Source organism: Streptomyces ossamyceticus (assembly GCF_001418475.1).
In the GTDB taxonomy this organism is placed as follows: domain Bacteria; phylum Actinomycetota; class Actinomycetes; order Streptomycetales; family Streptomycetaceae; genus Streptomyces; species Streptomyces ossamyceticus.
The window spans coordinates 1-21,693 of the sequence record NZ_LIQX01000346.1 but is presented as its reverse complement, the minus strand read 5'-3'; the positions used below and the strand labels follow the sequence as shown (position 1 = coordinate 21,693).

Below are 21,693 nucleotides of genomic sequence, written 5' to 3'. Positions count from 1 at the left end.
AGCCCCGCCTCCGCCTACCGCATCGAGGATCTGGCGCACCGCAGCGGCACCACCGTCCGGACCATCCGCGCCTACCAGGACAAGGGGCTGCTCCCTCGCCCCGAGCGGCGCGGCCGGGCGAACGTCTACTCGGAGGCCCACCTCCAGCGGCTGCACCAGATCGCGGACCTCCTCGACCGCGGCTACACCTTGGCCTCCATCAAGGAACTCCTCGAGGCCTGGGACGCGGGCCGCGGCCTCGGAGGGGTGCTCGGCCTGGTCGCCGAGGTCGACGGGCCATGGACCGACGAGAAGGCCGACCGGATCACCCGCTCCGAGTTGGTCGAGCGGTTCGGCGGGGTCCCGGACGAGGCCGCCGTGACGGACGCGGTCGAGTTGGGCGTACTGGAGCCGGTGCCGGGCGAGGAGGACCTCTTTCTCGTGCCGAGCCCTCAAGAGCTGGCTGTCGCAGCCGAGTTGCATGGCGCCGGGGTCCCGCTGTCGGCGATCACGTGCCATCTAAAGGAGTTGAGGGGACAGATCGAGCACATCGCCGCCCGTTTCCTGGACTTCACCACCGAGCACGTGTTCGCTCGCTATCTCAGCGGGCACCAGCCTACGAGCGAGGCGGAAACGGCCGAAGCCGCAGCCCTGGTACGTCGGCTGCGGCCTCTCGCCCAGCAGTCGGTGGACGCGGAACTCGCCCGTGCGATGCGCTCGTTGGCGACCCGACACCTCAGACAGCATCTCGGTGCCGATGCCCCGGTGCAGCGTACGAGTGAGTCGTTCCCCGTTCAGATCCCGGCCTCCACAATTCAGGCGGTGGAAAGGCTCGTCGGCCCCGAGCGCCTCCAGGCGTTCATCACGGCGGCCGCGGAACGAGAGGTGCAGACACGTACCTTGGACTCCTTGACAGTAAGTGCACAAAAAAATGAGCAAACTTGACCAATAGCCCTGAATGGGATGCAGAGTTGTCCACAGAATCTCCAATTCCCCTGTGGATAACTCCACTTGGCTGTGGATCAAACATCCCGTCCAAAATCGCGTGCGTGACGCGTGTCTCGCGGGCACGCTGGCGGCATGGACGAAAGACGCACCGTGAAGGTGTCGAAGTACCTCTCCAAGCATCTGCGACACCAGCCCGAGCGGATCGGGCTCACTCTGGACGAGGCCGGCTGGGTCGAGATCGACACGCTCATCGAGGCGGCCGCCGCACATGGCTTCCGCCTCACCAGGGCGGAACTCGACCACGTGGTCGAAGCCAACGACAAGCGGCGCTTCGCCGTGCAGGGCGACCGCATCCGCGCCAATCAGGGCCACACGGTCGAGGTGGACCTCGGCCTGCCCGAGGCGACCCCGCCGCCGTACCTCTACCACGGGACGGTCGCGGTCTGTCTGACCGCGATCCGCGCGGAGGGCCTGCGGCCCATGAACCGGCACGACGTGCACCTGTCGCCCGACCACGAGACAGCCACCCGGGTCGGTGCCCGACGCGGCCGCCCGGTCGTCCTCTCCGTCGACACCGGGGCGATGCACCGCGACGGCCATGTTTTCCGGGTCAGTGCCAACGGCGTGTGGCTGACCGAGGCGGTTCCGCCCCAGTACCTGCGCTTCCCGCAGACCCACTGACCGCTCCCCGGACCGGACCGACCGCTCCCGCCCCGGGTCGGACCATCGCGCGTCTGCGCTTACGCTCGAAACATGAGTCTGCGTCTGAGCACCGTGATCCTGCCGTACCTCCGCTGGCACGACGGCGGCCGCACCACCTGGCAGCGGGCCGACCAGCTCGGGTTCCACACCGCGTACACATACGACCACCTGTCGTGGCGGACCTTCCGGGACGGGCCGTGGTACGGCGCCGTACCGACCCTGACCGCCGCGGCCGCGGTCACGGACCGGCTGCGCCTCGGCACCCTGGTGACCTCGCCGAACTTCCGCCACCCGGTGACCCTCGCCAAGGAACTGATCTCCCTCGACGACATCTCCGGCGGCCGGATCACCCTCGGCGTCGGGGCGGGCGGCACCGGTTTCGACGCCACTGTGCTCGGCCAGGAGCCGTGGACACCGCGCGAGCGCGCCGACCGGTTCGCCGAGTTCGTCCCCCTGCTCGACCGGCTGCTCAGGGAGGACTCCGTCTCCTTCGAGGGCGACTACTACTCGGCCCACGAGGCGCGCAACATCCCCGGCTGCGTCCAGCGCCCCAGGCTGCCCTTCGCGGTGGCCGCCACCGGTCCTCGCGGCATGAAGCTCGCGGCGCGCCACGGACAGGCGTGGGTGACGACGGGGGACCCCAAGCTGTTCGAGACGGGCACCCCGGAACAGTCCGTGCAGGCCATGCGCGGGCAGATCGAGAAGCTGGCCGACGCGGCCGCCGAGATCGGGCGGGACTCCGCCGGGATCGACAAGGTCCTGCTCACCGGCTTCACCCCGGACCGCGGCCGTCCACTGGAGTCTCTCGACGCGTTCGTGGACTTCGCCGGCCGCCATGCCGAACTGGGCTTCACCGACATCGTGATCCACTGGCCGATCCCGGACTCCGACTTCGCGGCGGACGAGAAGGTCTTCGAACGCATCGCCATGGAGGCCCCCGCCCAGCTGTCCTGAACCCGGTCCGCCGCCGCGGCCAGGCAGTCCACTGCGGCCATCGGCGCAGGTCGAAACATGTGCACAGGACAGGCATCACTCACCTGTGCGGGCGCCCGCACGGCCGTGCACGCATATGCGCGACAATGGGGTCCGTGACCTCAGCGACGAGACAGCCCGAGACCCCGGCCCCGACCGTCCCGCCGCGGCTGATAGCCACGGATCTCGACGGCACCCTGCTCCGAGACGACAAGTCCGTCTCCCCGCGTACGGTCGCCGCCCTCGCGGCCGCCGAGCAGGCCGGTATCGAGGTCTTCTTCGTCACCGGGCGCCCGGCCCGCTGGATGGACGTCGTGAGCGAGCACGTCCACGGCCACGGCCTCGCGATCTGCGGCAACGGAGCGGCCGTCGTCGACCTGCACGGCGGCCCCGGCGCCCACCGTTTCGTCAAGGTCCGCGAACTGGCGCGGGAGAACGCCCTCGACGCCGTGAGGCTGGTGCGTGACGCCGCGCCGGGCACGGTCTACGCCGTGGAACAGACGTACGGCTTCAACCAGGAGCCCGAGTACCCGAAGCTCCACATGGAGATCCCCGACATCCTCGCGCCGGCCGAGAAGCTGCTGGCCCCGGGTGGTGTCGCCGACCACGAGCCGGTGCTGAAGATCCTCGCGTACCACCCCTCGCTCGACCCCGACGACTTCCTCGCCGCCGCCCGCCTGGCCGTCGGCGACCGCGCCACCATCACGCGGTCCAGCCCCAGTGCCCTGCTGGAGATCAGCGGCCCGGGTGTCTCCAAGGCCAGCACCCTCGCCCTGTGCTGCGCCGAGCGCGGTATCTCGCACGAGGAGGTCGTCGCCTTCGGTGACATGCCGAACGACGTGGAGATGCTCACCTGGGCCGGCCAGTCGTACGCCATGGGGAACGCACATCCGGACGTCCTCGCGGCTGCCTCCGGCCGAACCATCGCCAACAACGAGGACGGCGTCGCGGTCGTCATCGAGCGCCTGCTGGCCGAACGGCTGTAACCGACGCGGAGCGCCGCAGCCGGGATGCCCCGCCACAGCGGGCGTCCCCGCTCCGGCAGAAGCGCCCGCCCTCTCGCCCCCGCCCGACCGCGAGGCCCGCGGCGCAGCTGCCATCGTCACAACCGCACCCCGTGCTTCAGCAGCCACGGCACGGGGTCCACGCCCGACCCCAGCTCCGGCGTGACCCGCACCTCGAAGTGCAGATGCGGACCGGTGGAGTTCCCGGTGGTGCCCGACTGGCCGATCCACTGACCGGGCACCACCCGTTCGCCCAGGTCGACGGTGACGGCGGCGAGGTGCGCGTACTGGGTGTAGTAGCCGTCCGGGTGCCGGAGCACGACCTCGATGCCGAAGGCACCGCCGCACGACACCTTCACCACCCGCCCGGCCCCCACCGCCCGCACCGGTGTGCCGATGGGTACCGCGAAGTCCTGCCCGGTGTGCCGACTGGACCAACGCTCACCACCACTGCCGAAGCCCGCGGAGAGCTCGTACGACTCCACCGGCGCGACCCACGGTCGTGTGCGGCTCGGGTTCGGCTGCTCCAGGCGGACGGCGCCCCGGCAGGAGCCCGCCGCGACGGACGCGTCGGCCTGCCCCTGGAGCGTCCACTGGGCCTGTTCGAGTTTCCGCTGGATGTCCTGCTTGATCTCGCCGAGTTCGGAGTTCCGCTTCTCCAGCCGCCGCCACGCCGTCGCTGCCCTCGCCTTGCCCGCGGCGAACCGCGCCTCCGCGCGCCGGCTCCTCGTGACCGCCTTGTCGAGCGCCAGATCGGCCTGCCGTCCGGCTCGCTGCCCCCGCATCAGCTCGTCGGGATCGTCCGCGAGGAGCATCTGCGCGGTGTAGGGCATCCCGCCGCCCTCGCGGTACTGGGCCCGGGCGATCCGGCCGAGGTCGGCGTTGAACGCGGCGAGCTGCCGCCGCTCCCGCCCGAGCAGCTTCTCCATCCGCCGAGCCTGCGTCCGTTGCCGATCCGCCGCCCTCCGCCCGGCCTCGTACTGCTGCGTCGCCACGGCCGCCTCCTCGAACAGCCGCGCCACCTGGGCACTGACCCCGGCGTCAACGGGAACGGAAGCCGGGCTCACTCCGCCGTCACCGCCGCCGACACCGCCGCTCTCGGCGGCTGTCGGCCGAGCCGCGAGAACCGCGGCGGCACACAGCAGCACGGCGGCGAGAACCCGGTGTCGGCGAAGTGAGCGCATGCCGCGATCGTGACCCGCGCCGGAGACCGTGGTCATGTCCGGGGCGTCCAGCCGGGGGACACCCTGCCCTGAATGGACCAGGAGGGCTGCTCCGACAGGGGCCCGGGACCAGCGCGTTCGGCGAGGATCCTTGCGCAAGCCCCGCCCACGTAGGGCGCCTGACGCCGCAGCAGCCTGACAGCGCCCGGGACCGCACGCGAATGGCGGCACTCCGCCCCTGGTCAGAGACTCAAGCCCTGATCAGCAGCTCCCCCGCCGCCTCTCGCTCGACCATCGCGCGCAAAGGGCCGTCCGCCGAGCTCAGTTCGGCGTACGTCCCGCGCTGCACGACACGCCCCTCCGCCAGCACGACGACCTCGTCCACGGCGTCCAACCCCGCCAACCGATGGGTGATCAGCAGGGTCGTCCGGCCCTCGGTCGCGGCCAGCAGATCGGCGGTGAGCGCGTCGGCCGTCGGCAGGTCGAGGTGTTCCGCCGGCTCGTCCAGGACGAGGACGGGGAAGTCGGCCAGCAACACCCGGGCGAGGGCGAGCCGCTGACGCTGGCCGCCGGACAACCGCGCCCCATGCTCACCGATCAACGTGTCGAGTCCGTCGGGAAGTCCATCGACCCAGTCGAGCAACCGTGCCCGCGCGAGCGCGTCCCTCAGGTCCTCCTCGTCGGCGTCCTTGCGGGCCAGCAGCAGGTTCTCGCGCACGGAGCTGTCGAAGAGGTGCGCGTCCTGTGCGCACAGCCCCACGAACCGCCGTACGTCGTCCCCGTCGAGCATGCCGGCGTCCGCGCCGCCCAGCGTGTACGTCCCCTCACGCACGTCCAAGAACCGCAGCAGGACCTGGGCGAGCGTCGTCTTGCCCGCACCCGAGACACCGACGACGGCGACCCTCCGTCCCTGTTCGAGGGTGAGGTCCAGCCCGGCGAGCGCATCCCGCTCCTGGCCCGCGTACCGGGCTCCGAGCCCTTCGAGTCGCAGCGGGAACGGCGACACCGGCGGCTTCGCGGGCCGCTCCGGTTCACGGACGGGATCAGGGGCGTCCAGCACCTCGTAGACCCGCTCCGCGCTCCTGCGCACCCGCTGGCGGAACTGGGCCGCGAGCGGCATGCCGAGCACCGCCTCGAACGCGGCGAGCGGGGTGAGTACGACGACGGCCATGGCCACACCGCTCAGCCGTCCGTCGCCGACCGCCTGGGCGCCCAGCCGCGCGGTGCCGGCGACGGTGAGCCCCGACACGAGCGCCGTCAGACCGTCGCCGATCGCGGTGGCGGTGGCGGCACGTGAGGCGATCCGGGTGAGGGCGCGGTCGGCCCGCTTCGCCTCGGCGGTGCGAGCCGGCAGGGCGCCGGCGACCGCCAGTTCGGCGGTGCCGCTCAGCAGGTCGGCCACGCGGGTGGCCAGTACGCCACGAGCGGGCGCCAATCGCTGCTCGGCCCGCCGGGCCACGGCTCCGGTCACCAGGGGCACCCCGGCTCCGGCCGCCAGCAGCCCGGCGGCGAGGGCCGCACCGGCCTCGGGCAGCAGCCAGGCGGTGAACCCGACGGAGGCGACGGACACGGCCACGGCCGCACCGGCCGGCAGCAACCAGCGCACCCAGTAGTCCTGCAGAGCATCCACATCGGCGACGAGCCGCGAAAGCAGGTCGCCCCGCCGTACCGTGCGCAGCCCGGCGGGCGCCAGGCGCTCCAGTCGCCGGTAGACGGCCACCCTGGTGTCGGCGAGCATCCGCAGCACGGCGTCGTGCGACACCAGCCGCTCCGTGTACCGGAACACGGCCCGCCCGATCCCGAACGCCCGCGTGGCTGTCACCGCGACCATCAGATACAGCACCGGAGGCTGCTGCGAGGCCCGCGAGATCAGCCATCCGGACGTCGCCATCAGTCCGACGGCACTGCCGAGGGCGAGGCTGCCGAGCAGCAGGGCGAGAGCGAGGCGGCCCCGGCGGGGTCCGGCCATGTGACGGACGCGGGCCAACACGCCACCCTGCCGCTCGGGCGGGAGGGACACAGAAGGTAGCGCGGCCGTCGCTTCCGGCTGGTCGGGGCGGCGGGGCGCAGCCGCTTCCGCACGGTCGGCGGAGGGCGCCACACCGGACAGCCTGGCCTCCTCCAGGCGGACCACTCGGTCCGCGACGTCGAGCAGCGCCGGTCGGTGCACCACGAGGAGGACGGTCCGGCCTACGGCCAGCCGCCGTACCGCTTTCACGACCTCCGCCTCGGTCCCCCCGTCCAGCGAGGCCGTCGGCTCGTCGAGGAGCAGAACGGGCCGGTCGGCGAGGAAGGCCCGGGCGAGCGCCAGTCGTTGCCGCTGGCCGGCCGAGAGACCGGCGCCATCCTCGCCGAGCGCCGTGTCGGCCCCGGCGGGCAGCGCGTCCACGAACTCCAGCGCTCCGGCGTCGGCCAGCGCCCGCCGCACCGCCGCGTCGTCCGCGTCCGGCCTGGCCAGCCGTACGTTCTCGGCGATGGACCCTGCGTACAGGTGAGGGCGCTGCGGCACCCACGCGACCCGCGAACGCCACTGCTCCATGTCGAGCACGGTGAGATCGGCTCCGCCGACCGACACGGTTCCAGCGGTGGTCCTGGTGAACCCCAGCAGAACGTTCAGGAGCGTGGACTTGCCCACCCCGCTCGGCCCGACGATCGCCACCGTCTCGCCGGGCGCGACGGTGAAGGACACGTCGGAGACGGCGTCGTACGACCGCCCGGGGTACCGGACCGTCACGCCCTCGAAGCAGAGGTCACCGGAGGACGGGACCGTCCCCGTGCCGGATGCCGGGACGGGTGTCTCCAGGACCTCGAAGATCTCCTCGGCCGCCGCGAGCCCCTCGGCGGCCGCGTGGAACTGGGCACCCACCTGTCGGAGGGGCAGGTAGGCCTCGGGCGCCAGGATGAGGATGACGAGTCCGACGTACAGATCCATCTCGCCATGCACGAGCCGCATGCCGATGGTGACCGCGACCAACGCCACCGAGATCGTCGCCAGCAGTTCCAGGGCGAAGGACGACAGGAACGCGATCCGTAGCGTCCGCATGGTCGCCTGCCGGTACTCGCCGGTGATCCTTTTGATCGACTCGGCCTGCGCTTTGGCCCGACCGAACACCTTGAGCGTCGGCAGCCCGGCCACGACGTCGAGGAAGTGCCCCGAGAGGCGGGACAACAGGCTCCACTGGCGATCCATCTGGGAGCGGGTGGCCCAGCCGATGAGCACCATGAAGATCGGGATCAGGGGCAGAGTGCCGACGATGATCGCTGCCGACACCCAGTCCTCGGTGACGATCCGCGCGAGCACCGCCATGGGCACGACCACGGCGAGGCCCAACTGCGGCAGGTAGCGCGAGAAGTAGTCGTCGAGCGCGTCGACACCGCGAGTGGCGAGAGCGACCAGTGAGCCCGTGCGCTGGCCACTGAGCCAGCCGGGCCCGAGCGCGACGGCTCGTTCCAGAAGTCGACCTCGGAGCTCCGACTTCACGGCCGCACTCGCACGATGGGCAGCCAGCTCGGTGAGCCACGAGACGACGGCCCGTCCCATCGCGACGGCCACCAACAGCAGCAGGGGAGTGCCGAGTTGGCCGACGGTCAGCCCGTGCTGGAAGGCACCGACCACCACCTCGGCGATGAGCATCGCCTGCGCGATGACGAGCGCGGCCCCGACGGCACCCAGGCCGATGACCGCCGCGAGGAAGAGGCGGGTCGCTCGCGCGTACCGCAGCAGCCGTGGGTCGATCGGTTTCACGTGAAACACCCTTCTCGGCGGGCATGTTTCACGTGAAACATGCGCCTTCGACCGCAGGGGTGTGTTTCACGTGAAACATCGCGAAACACACCCCTCGGGCCCAGACTCAGTGCGCCGGCTCGGCAATGTGCTGCGTGCCGATCCGCTTGCGGAACACCCAGTACGTCCACCCCTGGTAGAGCATCACGATCGGCGTGGCGATGGCCGCACACCAGGTCATGATCTTCAGGGTGTAGGGACTCGACGAGGCGTTGGTGACCGTCAGGCTCCAGTGCTCGTTCAGCGAGGACGGCATGACGTTCGGGAAGAGCGTCAGGAAGAGCATCGCAACGGCCGCCACGATGGTGAGACCGGACAGAGCGAACGCCCAACCCTCACGGCCAGCCCGAACGGCGACCAGCGCCACCACGAGCGCGGCGACCGCGACGATCAACGCAACCAGCGAGGCGCCGTCGCCCTTCTCGATCTGCGTCCAGAGGAGGAACAGCAGCGCCAGCCCCGCCGTCACGGCCCCGACGCGCAGTGCCAGCTTCCGGGCCCGTTCCCTGATCTCCCCGACGGTCTTGAGCCCGACGAACACCGTCCCGTGGAAAGTGAACAGCGTCAGCGTGACGAGACCGCCCAGCAGGGCGTACGGGTTCAGCAGGTCGACGACACTGCCCACGTACTCGAAGTCCCGGTCGATCTTGACGCCGCGCACGATGTTGGCGAAGGCCACACCCCACAGGAAGGCGGGCAGCAGCGAGGTCCAGAAGATCGCGGTCTCCCAGTTGCGCTGCCATTTCTCCTCGGGTCGCTTGGCCCGGTACTCGAAGGCGACACCGCGGACGATAAGGCAGACCAGGATGAGCAGCAGCGGCAGATAGAACCCGGAGAAGAGCGTTGCGTACCACTCGGGGAAGGCGGCGAAGGTCGCGCCGCCCGCCGAGAGGAGCCACACCTCATTACCGTCCCAGACGGGCCCGATGGTGTTGATGAGGACCCGCTTCTCGGACCGATTCCGGGCCAGCAGCCGGGTGAGGACGCCGACCCCGAAGTCGAAGCCCTCCAGGAAGAAGTAGCCGATCCAGAGGACCGCGATGACGACGAACCAGACGTCGTGAAGTTCCATGACTGTGCAGCTCCCTCGGCCTAGTACGAGAAGGCCATCGGCTTGTCGGCGTCACGGGAGTCGCCGCCGATCTTCGTGGGCGGGTTGAGGTCGGCCTCCGTCAGCTCCGGCGGCCCAGCCTTGACGTACTTCACGAGCAGCTTGACCTCGACGACGGCGAGGATCGCGTACAGCGCGGTGAAGACGATCATCGAGGTGAGGACCTCTCCCTGCGAGACACCGGGGGAGACCGCGTCACGGGTCCGCAGCACGCCGTAGACGACCCACGGCTGGCGGCCCATCTCGGTGAAGATCCAGCCCCAGGAGTTGGCGATCAGCGGGAAGCCCAGGGTGAGGATGGCGAGCCGCCAGTACCACTTGGTGAGGGTGGGGCCGAGGGCCCGGCCCGGCAGGAGCGAGAGGTGCGGTACCTCGTCGTCGCCGACCCTGAGGTGCTGCGGGAGCAGGAACTTCTTTCGGGTCAGCCAGAGCCCGACGGCGCCGAGGGCGAAGGACGCCATCCCGAAGCCGATCATCCAGCGGAAGCCCCAGTAGGCGACGGGGATGTTGGGCCGGTAGTCGCCGGGCCCGTACTTCTCCTGCTCGGCCTTGTTGACGTCGTTGATGCCGGGGACGTACGAGGTGAAGTCGTCCTTGGCCAAGAAGGAGAGCAGGCCCGGGATCTCAATGGCGACCTTGTTGTGGCCCTCGTCGACGTCACCGACGGCGAAGACCGAGAAGGGCGCGGGCGCCTCGCCGTCCCAGAGGGCCTCGGCGGCAGCCATCTTCATCGGCTGCTGCTCGTACATGACCTTGCCCAGCAGGTCGCCGCTGATCGCGGTGAGCATGCCGCCGACGACCACCGTGACCAGGCCGAGCCGCAGCGAGGTCTTCATCACGGGGATGTGCTTCTTGCGGGTCAGGTGGAACGCGGCGATACCGACCATGAAGGCGCCGCCGGTGAGGAAGGCCGCCGAGAGGGTGTGGAAGACCTGGGTGAGCGCCGTGTTCTGGGTCAGCACCAGCCAGAAGTCGGTCAGCTCGGCATGGCCCTTGGCCTCGTTGATGCGGTAACCGACGGGGTGCTGCATCCACGAGTTGGCCGCGAGGATGAAGTACGCCGACAGGATCGTGCCGATGGAGACCATCCATATACAGGCCAGATGGATCTTCTGGGGCAGCTTGTCCCAGCCGAAGATCCACAGCCCGATGAAGGTGGACTCGAAGAAGAAGGCGATCAGCGCCTCGAACGCGAGCGGGGCACCGAAGACATCGCCGACGAAGCGTGAGTAGTCGGACCAGTTCATACCGAACTGGAACTCCTGCACGATGCCCGTGACGACGCCCATCGCAATGTTGATCAGGAAGAGCTTGCCCCAGAACTTGGTGGCTTTGAGGTACTTCTCCTTCCCCGAGCGCACCCACGCGGTCTGCAGGCCGGCTGTGAGCGCGGCGAGCGAGATCGTGAGCGGGACGAAGAGGAAGTGGTAGACGGTCGTGATGCCGAACTGCCATCGCGCCAGTGTCTCCGGCGCCAGAGCGAGGTCCACGTCTTCTCCTTACATGCCGTGGCACTGCGGCAGTTAGCCCCGCCTGTTCCGTACATCACGGGGCAACCGGGACGCGCTTGTGAAAGCGTTCACATTCACAAGCAATTATGCCGCATACCCGTTCGGGCATCGATGGGCGGGGGGTCCCTCTTCCCGTGCCGAAGGTCCCTCGTCACAAAGGCGCAGGTCGGACATGTAGTCAGACACAAAAGGGCCCGAGGGAGAACCTCGGGCCCACATCCTTGACAGCCACCTGGCCGAGGCAGGCAGACACTCCCCGGCCAGAACTCGCTAGAGCTCCTTGCGGAACCCCTCCGTCACCTTCAGGAAGATGTCGTTCGCCTCGTCCTCGCCGATCGTCACCCGGACACCCTCGCCCGGGAAGGGCCGCACGACGACGCCGGCCCTCTCGCACGCGGCGGCGAAGTCGACCGTCCGCTCCCCCAGCCGCAGCCACACGAAGTTCGCCTGGGTGTCGGGCACCGTCCACCCCTGGCCGCGGAGCGACTCGACGACCCGATTGCGCTCGCAGACCAGCGTGCCCACCCGTCCGAGAAGCTCGTCCTCGGCGCGCAGCGAGGCGACCGCCGCGTCCTGGGCGAGCTGGCTCACCCCGAACGGCACGGCCGTCTTGCGCAGAGCAGCTGCCACCGGCTCATGAGCGATCGCGAAGCCCACACGGAGCCCGGCGAGCCCGTACGCCTTGGAGAAGGTCCGCAGCACACAGACGTTCGGCCGCTCACGGTAGAACTCGACGCCGTCCGGCACGTCGACATCCCGCACGAACTCGCGGTACGCCTCGTCCAGCACCACCAGCACATCGCTGGGCACCCGGTCGAGGAACCGCTCCAGCTCGGCCCGCCGGACAGCCGTCCCGGTCGGGTTGTTGGGGTTGCAGACGAAAATCAGCCGGGTCCGGTCGGTGATCGCGGCCGCCATCGCATCCAGGTCGTGCACCTCGCCCGACGTCAGCGGCACCTGCACGGACGTCGCCCCACTGATCTGCGTGATGATCGGGTACGCCTCGAACGACCGCCAGGCGTAGATCACCTCGTCGCCGGGCCCCGCGGTCGACTGGATCAGTTGCTGGGCGACACCGACCGAGCCCGTACCCGTGGCCAGGTGCGTGAGCGGCACCCCGAAGCGGTCCGCCAACTCGTTCATCAGCCCGGTGCACGCCATGTCGGGATACCGGTTGAACGACAAGGCCGCCCCGGTCACGCTCTCCAGCACACCGGGCAGCGGCGGATAAGGGTTCTCGTTGGAGGACAGCTTGTACGCCACCGGACCGCCCGCCGCGGCCGGCTTGCCGGGCTTGTAGGTGGGGATACCCGCCAGCTCGGCTCGCAGCTTGGGGCTCGTCTCGCTCACCGCAGTCCTCCTCGTCGACGTAATGCTTCTCACCTTATGAGGATTCGGCGCGCCTGCGAATGGGTGTGGGCAACGAGGTCCGTCACTGCCGTTTCACCTCCATCACAGGCATCAGGGAACGAAGGGGAACAAAGCGGGGGCGCGCTGCTCACAAACGCACGCGCCGGTGGCTCGCGCCGTAGCGCGCATCACCCGTGCAGGTGAGTTGAGACCTCTTCGAAACATGAGCCACTTGGCAGGCTCATACGTGCCGACAAGTAGCGTACTGACGTTGGATCGTTCAACTCCCTTGCATTGCAAGGCAATTGGGTATAGTTGACCTTGCAGAAACGTACCTGTAAACGGGTGCATATGCGTCCGCACTACCCCACCGCATGAGCCCTACTATCGGCTCGCCATGACAGCAGCAGGGAAGCACCAGGTGAGCCGGGCGGAAACTCCCCGCCGAGGCAGCCGGTCGGGCCGGGCGGGCATCCGAGACGTGGCCGCCGCCGCCGGGGTCTCCATCACGACCGTTTCCGACGCCCTCAACGGCAAGGGCCGGCTCCCGGACGCCACCCGACGCCATGTACGTGAGGTCGCGGACCGACTTGGCTACCGCCCTTCGGCGGCGGCCCGAACCCTGAGAACGGGCAAGTCCGGCCTCATCGGCCTGACCGTGACCACGTACGGGGATGAACCTTTCACCTTCACCGAGTTCGCGTACTTCGCGGAGATGGCGCGAGCGGCCACGTCGGCCGCGCTCGCCCGGGGCTACGCCCTCGTCATCCTGCCCGCGACCTCGCGCCACGACGTGTGGTCCAACGTGGCCCTGGACGGCACCGTGGTCATCGACCCGTCCGACCAGGACCCGGTGGTCAGCGAGCTGGTCCGTCAGGGATTACCGGTGGTCTCCGACGGCCGCCCGGCCGGAGCCCTGCCGGTCACCGCGTGGGTCGACAACGACCACGAAGCCGCGGTCCTCGGCATCCTCGACCACCTCGCCGAAGCCGGCGCCCGCCGGATCGGCCTCCTCACGGGCACGACGACGGACACGTACACCCATCTCTCGACGAGCGCGTACCTGCGTTGGTGCGAGCGTGTGGGCCAGGATCCGGTGTACGAGGCCTACCCGGCGCACGATCCGTGCGCGGGAGCCGTCGCAGCAGACCGGCTGCTGGCCCGGCCCGACCGCCCGGACGCGGTCTACGGCCTCTTCGACCCGAACGGCACCGACCTCCTCGCCGCGGCCCGGCGCTACGGCCTGCGCGTCCCGGACGACCTGCTCCTCGTGTGCTGCAGCGAGTCCGCCGTGTACGCCGCGACGGAGCCGCCGATCACCACGCTCTCGCTGAAGCCGCGCCGGATCGGCACGGCGGTGGTCCAGCTCCTCATCGACGCCATCGAAGGGGTCGAATCGGACCAACCGGTCGAGCAGGTGATACCGACGGAGCTGGTCGTGCGGACCTCGTCCGAGCGGCGTTCGCCGCGTACGACGGTCAGCCCGCCACGATCACCTGAAGAGGGTTGACGCCCGAGCTGAGGGCCCGAACGCGAATTGGGCGGGGAGAGCCCTGCCCAATTCGGGAGAAAAGAGCGGTGAACCGGGGCCCCGCGCCATTTCACCACCCCTGGGTCATCACATGGCGCGATCCGCATTCCTATGATGGGCGGACGACACCGCGGGCCGCTGCGACCAGGCAGTCCGATGCGGTGCAGATGCGGCGCGATGGTGGTGGAGGGGTCGATGACTCAGGGGGCCGGTCAGGGACCCGAGGTGCGGACGCCGACGGTGCGTGATTTCCGCGTGCCCGCGTACGTCCACGAGGCCGGTCCGTACGGACACACCGCACAGCCCGGCCAGACGGGCGATCCCGCCGAGACCCCGGAGTACCCCGAGGGGTACACCCCCACCCAGCGGGACCTTCCGGTGATCAACCGGGGTGACACCCTTCAGGTGACCATCGACCCGGAGGCCGTGGCCGCCGAGCCGCCCGCCGGCAGGCCGGGCCCGCTGTTCGTCGTCGGGGACGTGCACGGCTACCTGGACGAGCTGCTCGCCGCCCTGCGGGAGAAGGGCCTCGTCGACGCCGCGGGCAACTGGTCGGCGGGCACCGCCCGGCTCTGGTTCCTCGGCGACTTCACCGACCGCGGCCCGGACGGCATCGGCGTCATCGATCTTGTGATGCGCCTGTCCGCCGAGGCCGCGGCGGCCGGCGGCTACTGCAAGGCCCTCATGGGCAACCACGAGCTGCTGCTGCTCGGCGCCAAGCGCTTCGGCGACACACCCGTCAACTCGGGCGCGGGTACCGCCACCTTCCAGGCTGCCTGGCTCCTCAACGGCGGCCAGAAGACCGACATGGACCGCCTCCAGGACCACCACCTGCAGTGGATGGCCCGCCTCGACGCCATGGAGGAGGTCGACGGCCACCTCCTGGTGCACTCGGACACCACCGCCTACCGTGACTACGGCGACTCCATCGAGGCCGTCAACGACACCATCCGCGAGACGATCACCCGCAACGACGCGGACGAGGTCTGGGACCTGTTCCGCAAGTTCACCCGTCGCTTCTCGTTCCGCGACGAGGGCGGCGCCGACGCCGTGCGCTCCCTGCTCGACGTCTACGGGGGCACCCGTATCGTCCATGGCCACAGCCCCATCCCCTACCTCCTGGGCGAGGTCGGCTCGGAGGACGGCGAGGACGGGTCCGGCCCTTCGGTCGAGGGGCCGTACGTCTATGCCGACGGCCTGGCCGTCGCCATGGACGGCGGCGTGACGATGGCAGGAAAGCTGCTGGTCCAGCAACTCCCGCTGCAGAGCTGATCCCACCGCGGGCCGGCCTCCTCCGTCGAAAGAGTTCGCCGGCCAGGGTCCAATTTCTTCAAACCCCCTGTCACCGCCCGCCGTCACCGCTCTACCATCGGCTTATCCGTAGCAGGCTCCCCTCCGTTTCTGCCCGACGGCTCGTCAGCATGCCGAGCCACAAGCCCTACGGAGCATCGGGGGATGCACATGAACAGCGTTCCGCAGCACCTCCTCAGTGAGGACCGCCAGGAGTACGAGCGGATCCTCGGCGAGGCGCTGCGCTCCGCACCGTACCGCCCGGAATTCGCCGCCGGCCTGCAGCGGCTCAACCCCGAACAACTGCGCACCATGGCCCTCAACGCCACGGCCATCATCACGGCGGCCGCGGCGACCGAGTACGAGTACTACGTCAAGGCCCGCGACGAACTGCGCAACCCGCCACCGGTCCGCACCCCTTCCGGAAGCACGGCGTCCGGCTCCGCCGAGCCCGACGGGACGGCGGTGGGACTCGTGGCCGCCATGGGAGAGGTCGGCGAGGCCGCCGGAGCAGGAGCGGGTGCCGTGGCCGCCGTGCTCGCTCCTGTGCTCGCCGGCACCGCCGCGGTGATCTTCCTGCTCGTCGGCTACATCATGAAGGTGATCGACCCCGATCGGGCGATCGCCGAGACGCTCCTCACGACCGGATGGGTCTTCGGCGCGGTCACGGCGGCAGCCATTCTCGTGGCCGCGATCGGTCTGCTGCTCACCGCCCTGCGCAACGGCTCCACCGCCCTGGAGGACCGTGGAGCACGCGACGAGCTGAACGAAGAGGTGACCCGCGCCAAGGAGGCATGGCGTGACGCCCTCCTGCAGCGCGGCATCCTGCCGTTCCTCCGGGACGCCCTGGCCCACCCGGACCCGTCGGTGCTGGGCGACCCGGACCGGCCGGCGCCGCCCAGCCGCATGCCGCACCTGGGCTACAACCGGCCCAACTTCACCAGCCCCGGCAGCGGCTCCTCCGGCTCCCGTCCCAGCTTCACCAGCCCAGACTTCAGCAGCCCGGACTTCGGCGGCCCGGAACACCAGCCGGAGTGACCCGTCGGGTTCGAGCCGCCGCCCGGAACCCACCGGGGGCGGCGGCCGCCCGACGCTCGGCGGTGTCACCCTGCACGAGTGCCGGCGGCCGCGTGTGCCGCGATCGGGCGACCGCCATAGTCACGCACCCGGCGGCGCGCGTACGGCCGACGCTCACGGCGGCCCTGTGCCGGTGGGGAGCCCCGCCCGCGCACTCCGCCCGGCCGCCGGACCGACTGACCTCTGCGGCCCTCTCAGTCCGCGAGCGGCAGATAGACCCGGTTCCCCGCCTGCGCGAACTCCTTCGACTTCTGCGCCATGCCCTCCTCGATCTCGGCCCGCGAGGTGCCGTGTTCACGACGGATGTCCTGGGAGATCTTCATCGAACAGAACTTCGGGCCGCACATGGAGCAGAAGTGAGCCGTCTTGGCCGGCTCCGCCGGAAGCGTCTCGTCGTGGAACTCGCGGGCCGTGTCGGGGTCGAGGGCCAGGTTGAACTGGTCCTCCCAGCGGAACTCGAAGCGGGCGTCCGACAGCGCGTCGTCCCACTCCTGTGCGCCTGGGTGTCCCTTGGCGAGGTCCGCCGCGTGAGCCGCGATCTTGTAGGTGATGACGCCCGTCTTGACGTCGTCACGGTTCGGCAGACCCAGGTGCTCCTTGGGCGTGACGTAGCAGAGCATCGCGGTGCCCCACCACGCGATCATCGCGGCGCCGATGCCTGAAGTGATGTGGTCGTACGCCGGCGCGACGTCCGTGGTCAGCGGGCCGAGCGTATAGAACGGAGCTTCATCGCAGATCTCCTGCTGAAGGTCGATGTTCTCCTTGATCTTGTGCATCGGGACATGGCCCGGGCCCTCGATCATCGTCTGTACGTGGAAACGCTTCGCGATCCGGTTGAGTTCCCCGAGCGTGCGCAACTCCGCGAACTGGGCGGCGTCGTTGGCGTCAGCGATCGAGCCGGGCCGCAGACCGTCGCCGAGCGAGTACGTGACGTCGTACGCGGCGAGGATCTCGCACAGCTCCTCGAAGTGCTCGTAGAGGAAAGACTCCTTGTGGTGGGCCAGGCACCAGGCGGCCATGATCGAGCCGCCGCGCGAGACGATGCCGGTCTTGCGGTTGGCGGTGAGCGGTACGTACGCCAGGCGCACACCCGCGTGGACCGTCATGTAGTCCACGCCCTGCTCAGCCTGCTCGATGACCGTGTCCTTGTAGATCTCCCAGGTCAGTTCCTCGGCCTTGCCGTCGACCTTCTCCAGGGCCTGGTACAGCGGCACCGTGCCGATCGGCACGGGGGAGTTGCGCAGCACCCACTCGCGCGTGGTGTGGATGTTCCGCCCGGTCGACAGATCCATGACCGTGTCGGCGCCCCAACGGGTCGCCCAGGTCATCTTCTCCACCTCCTCCTCGATGGAGGAGGTGACCGCCGAGTTGCCGATATTGGCGTTGACCTTCACCAGGAACCGCTTGCCGATGATCATCGGCTCGATCTCCGGGTGATTCACATTCGCCGGCAGCACCGCCCGGCCCGCCGCGATCTCCTCACGGACGACCTCGGGCGAAACGTTCTCGCGTACCGCCACGTACTCCATCTCGGGGGTGATCTCCCCACGCCGGGCATACGCGAGCTGCGTCACGGCCTGGCCGTCACGGCTGCGCCGCGGCTGGCGCGGCCGCCCGGGGAACACCGCGTCAAGATTGCGCAGGCCCCCGCGCGGTGAGGTGTGCTTGATGCCGTCGTCCTCGGGGCGGACGGGGCGACCCGCGTACTCCTCGGTGTCGCCACGGGCAATGATCCAGTTGTCGCGGAGAGGGGTGAGGCCCCTCCTGACATCGGTCTCGACGGCCGGATCGGTGTACGGGCCGGAGGTGTCGTACAGGGTGACGGACTGGCCGTTGGTCAGGTGCACCTGACGGACCGGCACCTGTAGATCGGGGCGCGAGCCCTCGATGTACGCCTTGTGCCAGCCGATGGACCTGCTGGTCCCCCCAGGCTGTTCAGCCTGGGCATCGGCGTCCTGCTGTGAGGCATGTGCCCCGTCTGTCTGGCTGGAGGCAGACGTGCGTGTGTCCTCGATGGTCATGAGACCTACTCCCTACGCCGGCATTACCCGGTAACAGGTTCAGCGGTCGACGCAGCGATTTCCGCCCGCCGATGTTCCACGTGAAACATCGCGTCTGCGGAGGTCAGCGCCCTCTCAGCCCGGTGCTCCGAGCTCCCGCGTGTGCAAAGGTGTCTCCACGCTAGCGTCCGATGTGGCGCGGTGAACAGTGGGCCTCGCTCGTTCTTGCGATGATCGGTCGGTGACCACGATGCAGCAGCCTCCGCCTCCACCCTCCGAGCCGCCCCACGGCCATGGCCCTGGGAACGGGCACGGCCACGGCTCCGGCGGGGGTCAGGGATACGGATCCGGAGGCGGAAACGGCCCCGCTGACGGGCACGGCCAAGGCCCGTCCTCCGGGGGTGGCCACGGCCACTCCCACAGCCACAGTCACGGCCCGGCCGCGCCCGTGTCACAGCACCTGCGCAAGGTGATCGCGGCGGTGCTGATCCCCTTCGCCACCGCGGTCCTCGTGGGCCTTGTCGTCCTGTGGCCCGGCGGTGCACCGCCGCACGAGCGCACCGGCGTGGGCTTCGACCGGCAGACCCAGTCGGCCACCGTGACCAAGGTCGAGGAGGTCGACTGCGCCTCCGTGAACGCCTCGGGCGTGCCGCCCACCGGTGACACGTCCACGGCTGAGGGATCGTCCGCCCAGCAGCAGGAGAAGGGCACCTGCAAGAAGGCGACGGTGCGCGTCGACACCGGCAAGGACAAGGGCCGTACGTTCACCGAGATCGTCCAGCCCGACCAGTCACGGCAGTTGAAGCAGGGCCAGGAGGTCGTGGTCGCCTACGAGCCCGCCGCGCCCAAGGATCTGCAGTACTCGGTCACCGATGTGAACCGTGAGTTCCCCATGGCGCTGCTCGCCGGGATCTTCGCGCTCGCCGTCGTGGTGGTGGGGCGCATGCGCGGCGTCATGGCACTGGTGGCCCTGGCGATCAGCTTCCTGGTGCTGACCTTCTTCATCCTCCCGGCCATCCTTCAGGGCTCGAACCCCCTGGTGGTGGCGGTGGTCGGGGCCAGCGCCATCATGCTGATCGCGCTCTACATGTGCCATGGCCTCTCGGCTCGCACCTCGGTCGCGGTGATCGGCACCCTGATCTCGCTGCTGCTGATCGGCCTGCTGGGTTCGCTGTTCATCGACTGGGCCGCACTGACCGGGAACACGGATGACAACACCGGTCTGATCCACGGCCTGTACCCGGAGATCGACATGAGCGGCCTGCTGCTCGCCGGCGTCATCATCGGTTCCCTGGGTGTCCTCGACGACGTGACGGTCACCCAGACCTCGGCGGTCTGGGAGCTGCACGAGGCCAATCCGGCGATGGGCTGGCGCGGGCTGTACCGCGCGGGCATCCGCATCGGCCGCGACCACATCGCCTCCGTGGTCAACACGCTCGTCCTCGCCTACGCCGGCGCCGCCCTGCCGCTGCTGCTGCTCTTCTCGATCGCGCAGAGCAGCGTCGGTACGGTCGCCAACAGTGAGTTGGTCGCCGAGGAAATCGTGCGCACCCTCGTGGGGTCGATCGGTCTGGTCGCCTCCGTGCCGGTGACCACCGCGCTCGCCGCGCTGGTCGTCTCGGCCGACCGCCCGGGCACTCCCGCGACGGCGTCCGCGGCACCCGCGGCCGCCCCGGCACGTGGAGGGAAGGGGCGCCGCCGCAAGCGCTGAAGCGTTACGGCACGTGGGTGACGTACGGGTCAGCCCGCGCTCTGCTCCTCCGCCAGGATGCGGTCCAGCGCCTCGTCGAGCAGGGTGTCGAAGTCGGCGAGGGAACGCTCCTGCCCGAGCGGCACAAGCTTGTCCGTGCGGTCCAGGAAGGCCACCAGCGGCGCCGTACCCACCCGGAAGAGCGCCTGGTCGCTGCCCACCTGAAGCCGGATCAGCACCTCGCCGAACGTCTCCGGGTCCGCGGGCGCGATGTGCACGTCCCCGTCCCCGCAGGGCCGGCCCACGCCATCGATGAGCAACTCCCTGCCGAAGGCCCAGGTCACCGGGGCGTCGCCGGGCAGATGGAAGGTGAGCCGCACGGCATAGGGATCACAAGTCTCGTAGCGCAGCTCCACCGGGATGCGGAAGGAGAGCTCCTCCGACACGAGGAAGCTCATCATGACTTCTGCCTGTACCGACTCGCGCATCGCCTACCCCGCCATGTTGGTCGACTGGCCAGGAAACATCTGCCTGACGCTCCTGGAAGTTTGCTGAAAGTACACATGAGATCACAAGGAGTGATTTTTCAGATGCTGATAGAGATCGCGAGTGTCCCTAGCAGCATTCCGATCTCGGTCTGCAACTGACGCGCCGCGGGCAGCAGCCGGTCCGCCTGGTGCACGGGAAGCGAGAGGGCCAGGGTCGCGGCGGTCGTCCCGGCGGTGATGGGAATCGCGGCGCAGACCGTCCCCAAGGCGTACTCCTGGCGCTCGACGACGGGTTCCATCCGTCCGATCCGGTCCAGGCGCCGCAGCAGCGTCTCGTTGTCACGCACTGTGTACGGCGTGATCGACTGTACGGGGTAGCGCTCCAGATGGTCGCGGCGGGCCTCGTCGCCGAGTTGGGACAGCAGGCACTGCCCGATGGCGTGCGCGTGGCCCGTCTCCCGGAAGTCGGCCCACTCCTCGACCGCCGGGGCGCTCGGGCTGTCGGCGACGCACTTGACCTCGATCTCGCCGTCCCGGTAGATCGCGAAGTACACGGGGGCGCCGATGGCGTCCCGCCAGTGCGCCAAGGCCTCGTCGACCGTGCTGCGACGTTTCTGCTGCGCTCCGCTGCTGCTCAGCCGTTCCGCGGCCTCGCCGAGGAAGAACAGTCCCTTCTCCCGGCGGAGATAGCCCTCGTGCACCAGGGTGCGCAGCAGGTGGTAAGCTGTGGGCAGGGCGAGTCCGGCGTCCCGTGCCAACTGTTTGGCCGGTGCCCCGTGTTCTCGCTCGGCTACGGCCTCCAGCAACCGCATCGCCCGCTGTACGGAGCCGATGAGGGTCCCCGACTGCGGGTCGGGAACGCTCGGTGGGGCTGACGGGGCCGACGGGCGCGCTCCTCGCCCTGACCGATGCGCCGGAGGCGGTGGTGCGGGCCGGGCGGGTTCGCTGACCCGCTCCGACTCGGGCGTGGGTGCCGTCTCCTCCGTCGATGACGCGGGTGTCGATGTCCTGGGCGGCGGAGTGGACGTCCGGGGCGTCTGGCGCGCGGTCGTCGGTGGGGGCACGGTCCGGGGCGCCGGAGGAGGTTGTGGGG

General features: G+C 69.7%; 16 protein-coding genes. 8 read left to right on the top strand and 8 right to left on the bottom strand.

Annotated elements, in window-relative coordinates:
• The 4 genes from AOK15_RS24745 to AOK15_RS24730 all read left to right on the top strand — a co-directional run.
• Nucleotides 1–924, top strand: a 924-nt coding sequence (locus tag AOK15_RS24745) for a MerR family transcriptional regulator (RefSeq protein ID WP_055520498.1), incomplete at its 5' end; no start/stop codon positions are given.
• Between the two features lie 135 nt (nt 925–1,059).
• Entirely contained in the window at nt 1,060–1,608 is a 549-nt protein-coding gene (locus AOK15_RS24740) for an RNA 2'-phosphotransferase (RefSeq protein WP_055520496.1), read from the top strand.
• A gap of 72 nt (nt 1,609–1,680) precedes the next feature.
• A complete protein-coding gene (locus AOK15_RS24735) occupies nt 1,681–2,583 on the top strand; it encodes an LLM class flavin-dependent oxidoreductase (protein ID WP_055520494.1) in 903 nt (300 codons plus the stop codon).
• A 134-nt stretch (nt 2,584–2,717) separates the two neighbouring features.
• Nucleotides 2,718–3,587, top strand: coding sequence for an HAD-IIB family hydrolase (locus AOK15_RS24730; RefSeq protein WP_055520502.1), 870 nt, complete (start codon nt 2,718–2,720; stop codon nt 3,585–3,587).
• 116 nt (nt 3,588–3,703) lie between these two features.
• Here the strand turns inward: AOK15_RS24730 and AOK15_RS24725 are convergent, their stop codons facing one another.
• The 5 genes from AOK15_RS24725 to hisC all read right to left on the bottom strand — a co-directional run bounded on the left by AOK15_RS24725 (nt 3,704) and on the right by hisC (nt 12,524).
• Nucleotides 3,704–4,789 (bottom strand): M23 family metallopeptidase, encoded by a 1,086-nt coding sequence (locus AOK15_RS24725; protein WP_055520500.1) that lies wholly within the window; start codon nt 4,787–4,789, stop codon nt 3,704–3,706.
• 229 nt (nt 4,790–5,018) lie between these two features.
• The gene (gene cydD, locus AOK15_RS24720; protein ID WP_063799043.1) at nt 5,019–8,522 is read right to left on the bottom strand and encodes a thiol reductant ABC exporter subunit CydD; all 3,504 of its coding nucleotides are present in this window, start codon (nt 8,520–8,522) and stop codon (nt 5,019–5,021) included.
• 97 nt (nt 8,523–8,619) lie between these two features.
• Nucleotides 8,620–9,624: a cytochrome d ubiquinol oxidase subunit II gene (gene cydB / locus AOK15_RS24715; RefSeq protein WP_055520491.1), complete on the bottom strand. Its 1,005-nt coding sequence runs from the start codon at nt 9,622–9,624 to the stop codon at nt 8,620–8,622.
• A 20-nt stretch (nt 9,625–9,644) separates the two neighbouring features.
• On the bottom strand, nt 9,645–11,153 hold the full coding sequence (locus AOK15_RS24710) for a cytochrome ubiquinol oxidase subunit I (protein ID WP_055520489.1): 1,509 nt from the start codon (nt 11,151–11,153) through the stop codon (nt 9,645–9,647).
• Nucleotides 11,154–11,444: 291 nt separating this feature from the next.
• On the bottom strand, nt 11,445–12,524 hold the full coding sequence (gene hisC / locus AOK15_RS24705; RefSeq protein WP_055520487.1) for a histidinol-phosphate transaminase: 1,080 nt from the start codon (nt 12,522–12,524) through the stop codon (nt 11,445–11,447).
• Nucleotides 12,525–12,921: 397 nt separating this feature from the next.
• On the opposite strand from hisC, the gene AOK15_RS24700 reads away from it, so the two are divergent.
• From AOK15_RS24700 to AOK15_RS24690, 3 genes are all read left to right on the top strand, one after another.
• Nucleotides 12,922–14,034 carry a LacI family DNA-binding transcriptional regulator gene (locus AOK15_RS24700; RefSeq protein WP_079058678.1) on the top strand — a complete coding sequence of 371 codons (1,113 nt, stop codon included), beginning with the start codon at nt 12,922–12,924 and terminating at the stop codon, nt 14,032–14,034.
• Between the two features lie 201 nt (nt 14,035–14,235).
• The gene (locus AOK15_RS24695) at nt 14,236–15,327 is read left to right on the top strand and encodes a metallophosphoesterase (protein WP_276206230.1); all 1,092 of its coding nucleotides are present in this window, start codon (nt 14,236–14,238) and stop codon (nt 15,325–15,327) included.
• 183 nt (nt 15,328–15,510) lie between these two features.
• The gene (locus tag AOK15_RS24690; RefSeq protein ID WP_055520481.1) at nt 15,511–16,383 is read left to right on the top strand and encodes a hypothetical protein; all 873 of its coding nucleotides are present in this window, start codon (nt 15,511–15,513) and stop codon (nt 16,381–16,383) included.
• Between the two features lie 233 nt (nt 16,384–16,616).
• On the opposite strand, the gene thiC is transcribed toward AOK15_RS24690, so the two are convergent.
• Nucleotides 16,617–18,443 carry a phosphomethylpyrimidine synthase ThiC gene (gene thiC, locus AOK15_RS24685; protein ID WP_055520479.1) on the bottom strand — a complete coding sequence of 609 codons (1,827 nt, stop codon included), beginning with the start codon at nt 18,441–18,443 and terminating at the stop codon, nt 16,617–16,619.
• A 220-nt stretch (nt 18,444–18,663) separates the two neighbouring features.
• Here thiC and AOK15_RS24680 point away from each other — a divergent pair, with 220 nt between their 5' ends.
• Complete coding sequence (locus tag AOK15_RS24680) at nt 18,664–20,133, top strand: YibE/F family protein (protein ID WP_055520477.1); 1,470 nt, start codon at nt 18,664–18,666, stop codon at nt 20,131–20,133.
• Between the two features lie 29 nt (nt 20,134–20,162).
• Here the strand turns inward: AOK15_RS24680 and AOK15_RS24675 are convergent, their stop codons facing one another.
• The gene (locus AOK15_RS24675; RefSeq protein WP_055520475.1) at nt 20,163–20,600 is read right to left on the bottom strand and encodes an SsgA family sporulation/cell division regulator; all 438 of its coding nucleotides are present in this window, start codon (nt 20,598–20,600) and stop codon (nt 20,163–20,165) included.
• Between the two features lie 98 nt (nt 20,601–20,698).
• The gene (locus AOK15_RS24670; RefSeq protein ID WP_240508579.1) at nt 20,699–21,433 is read right to left on the bottom strand and encodes an IclR family transcriptional regulator; all 735 of its coding nucleotides are present in this window, start codon (nt 21,431–21,433) and stop codon (nt 20,699–20,701) included.
• Nucleotides 21,434–21,693: the final 260 nt, after the last annotated feature.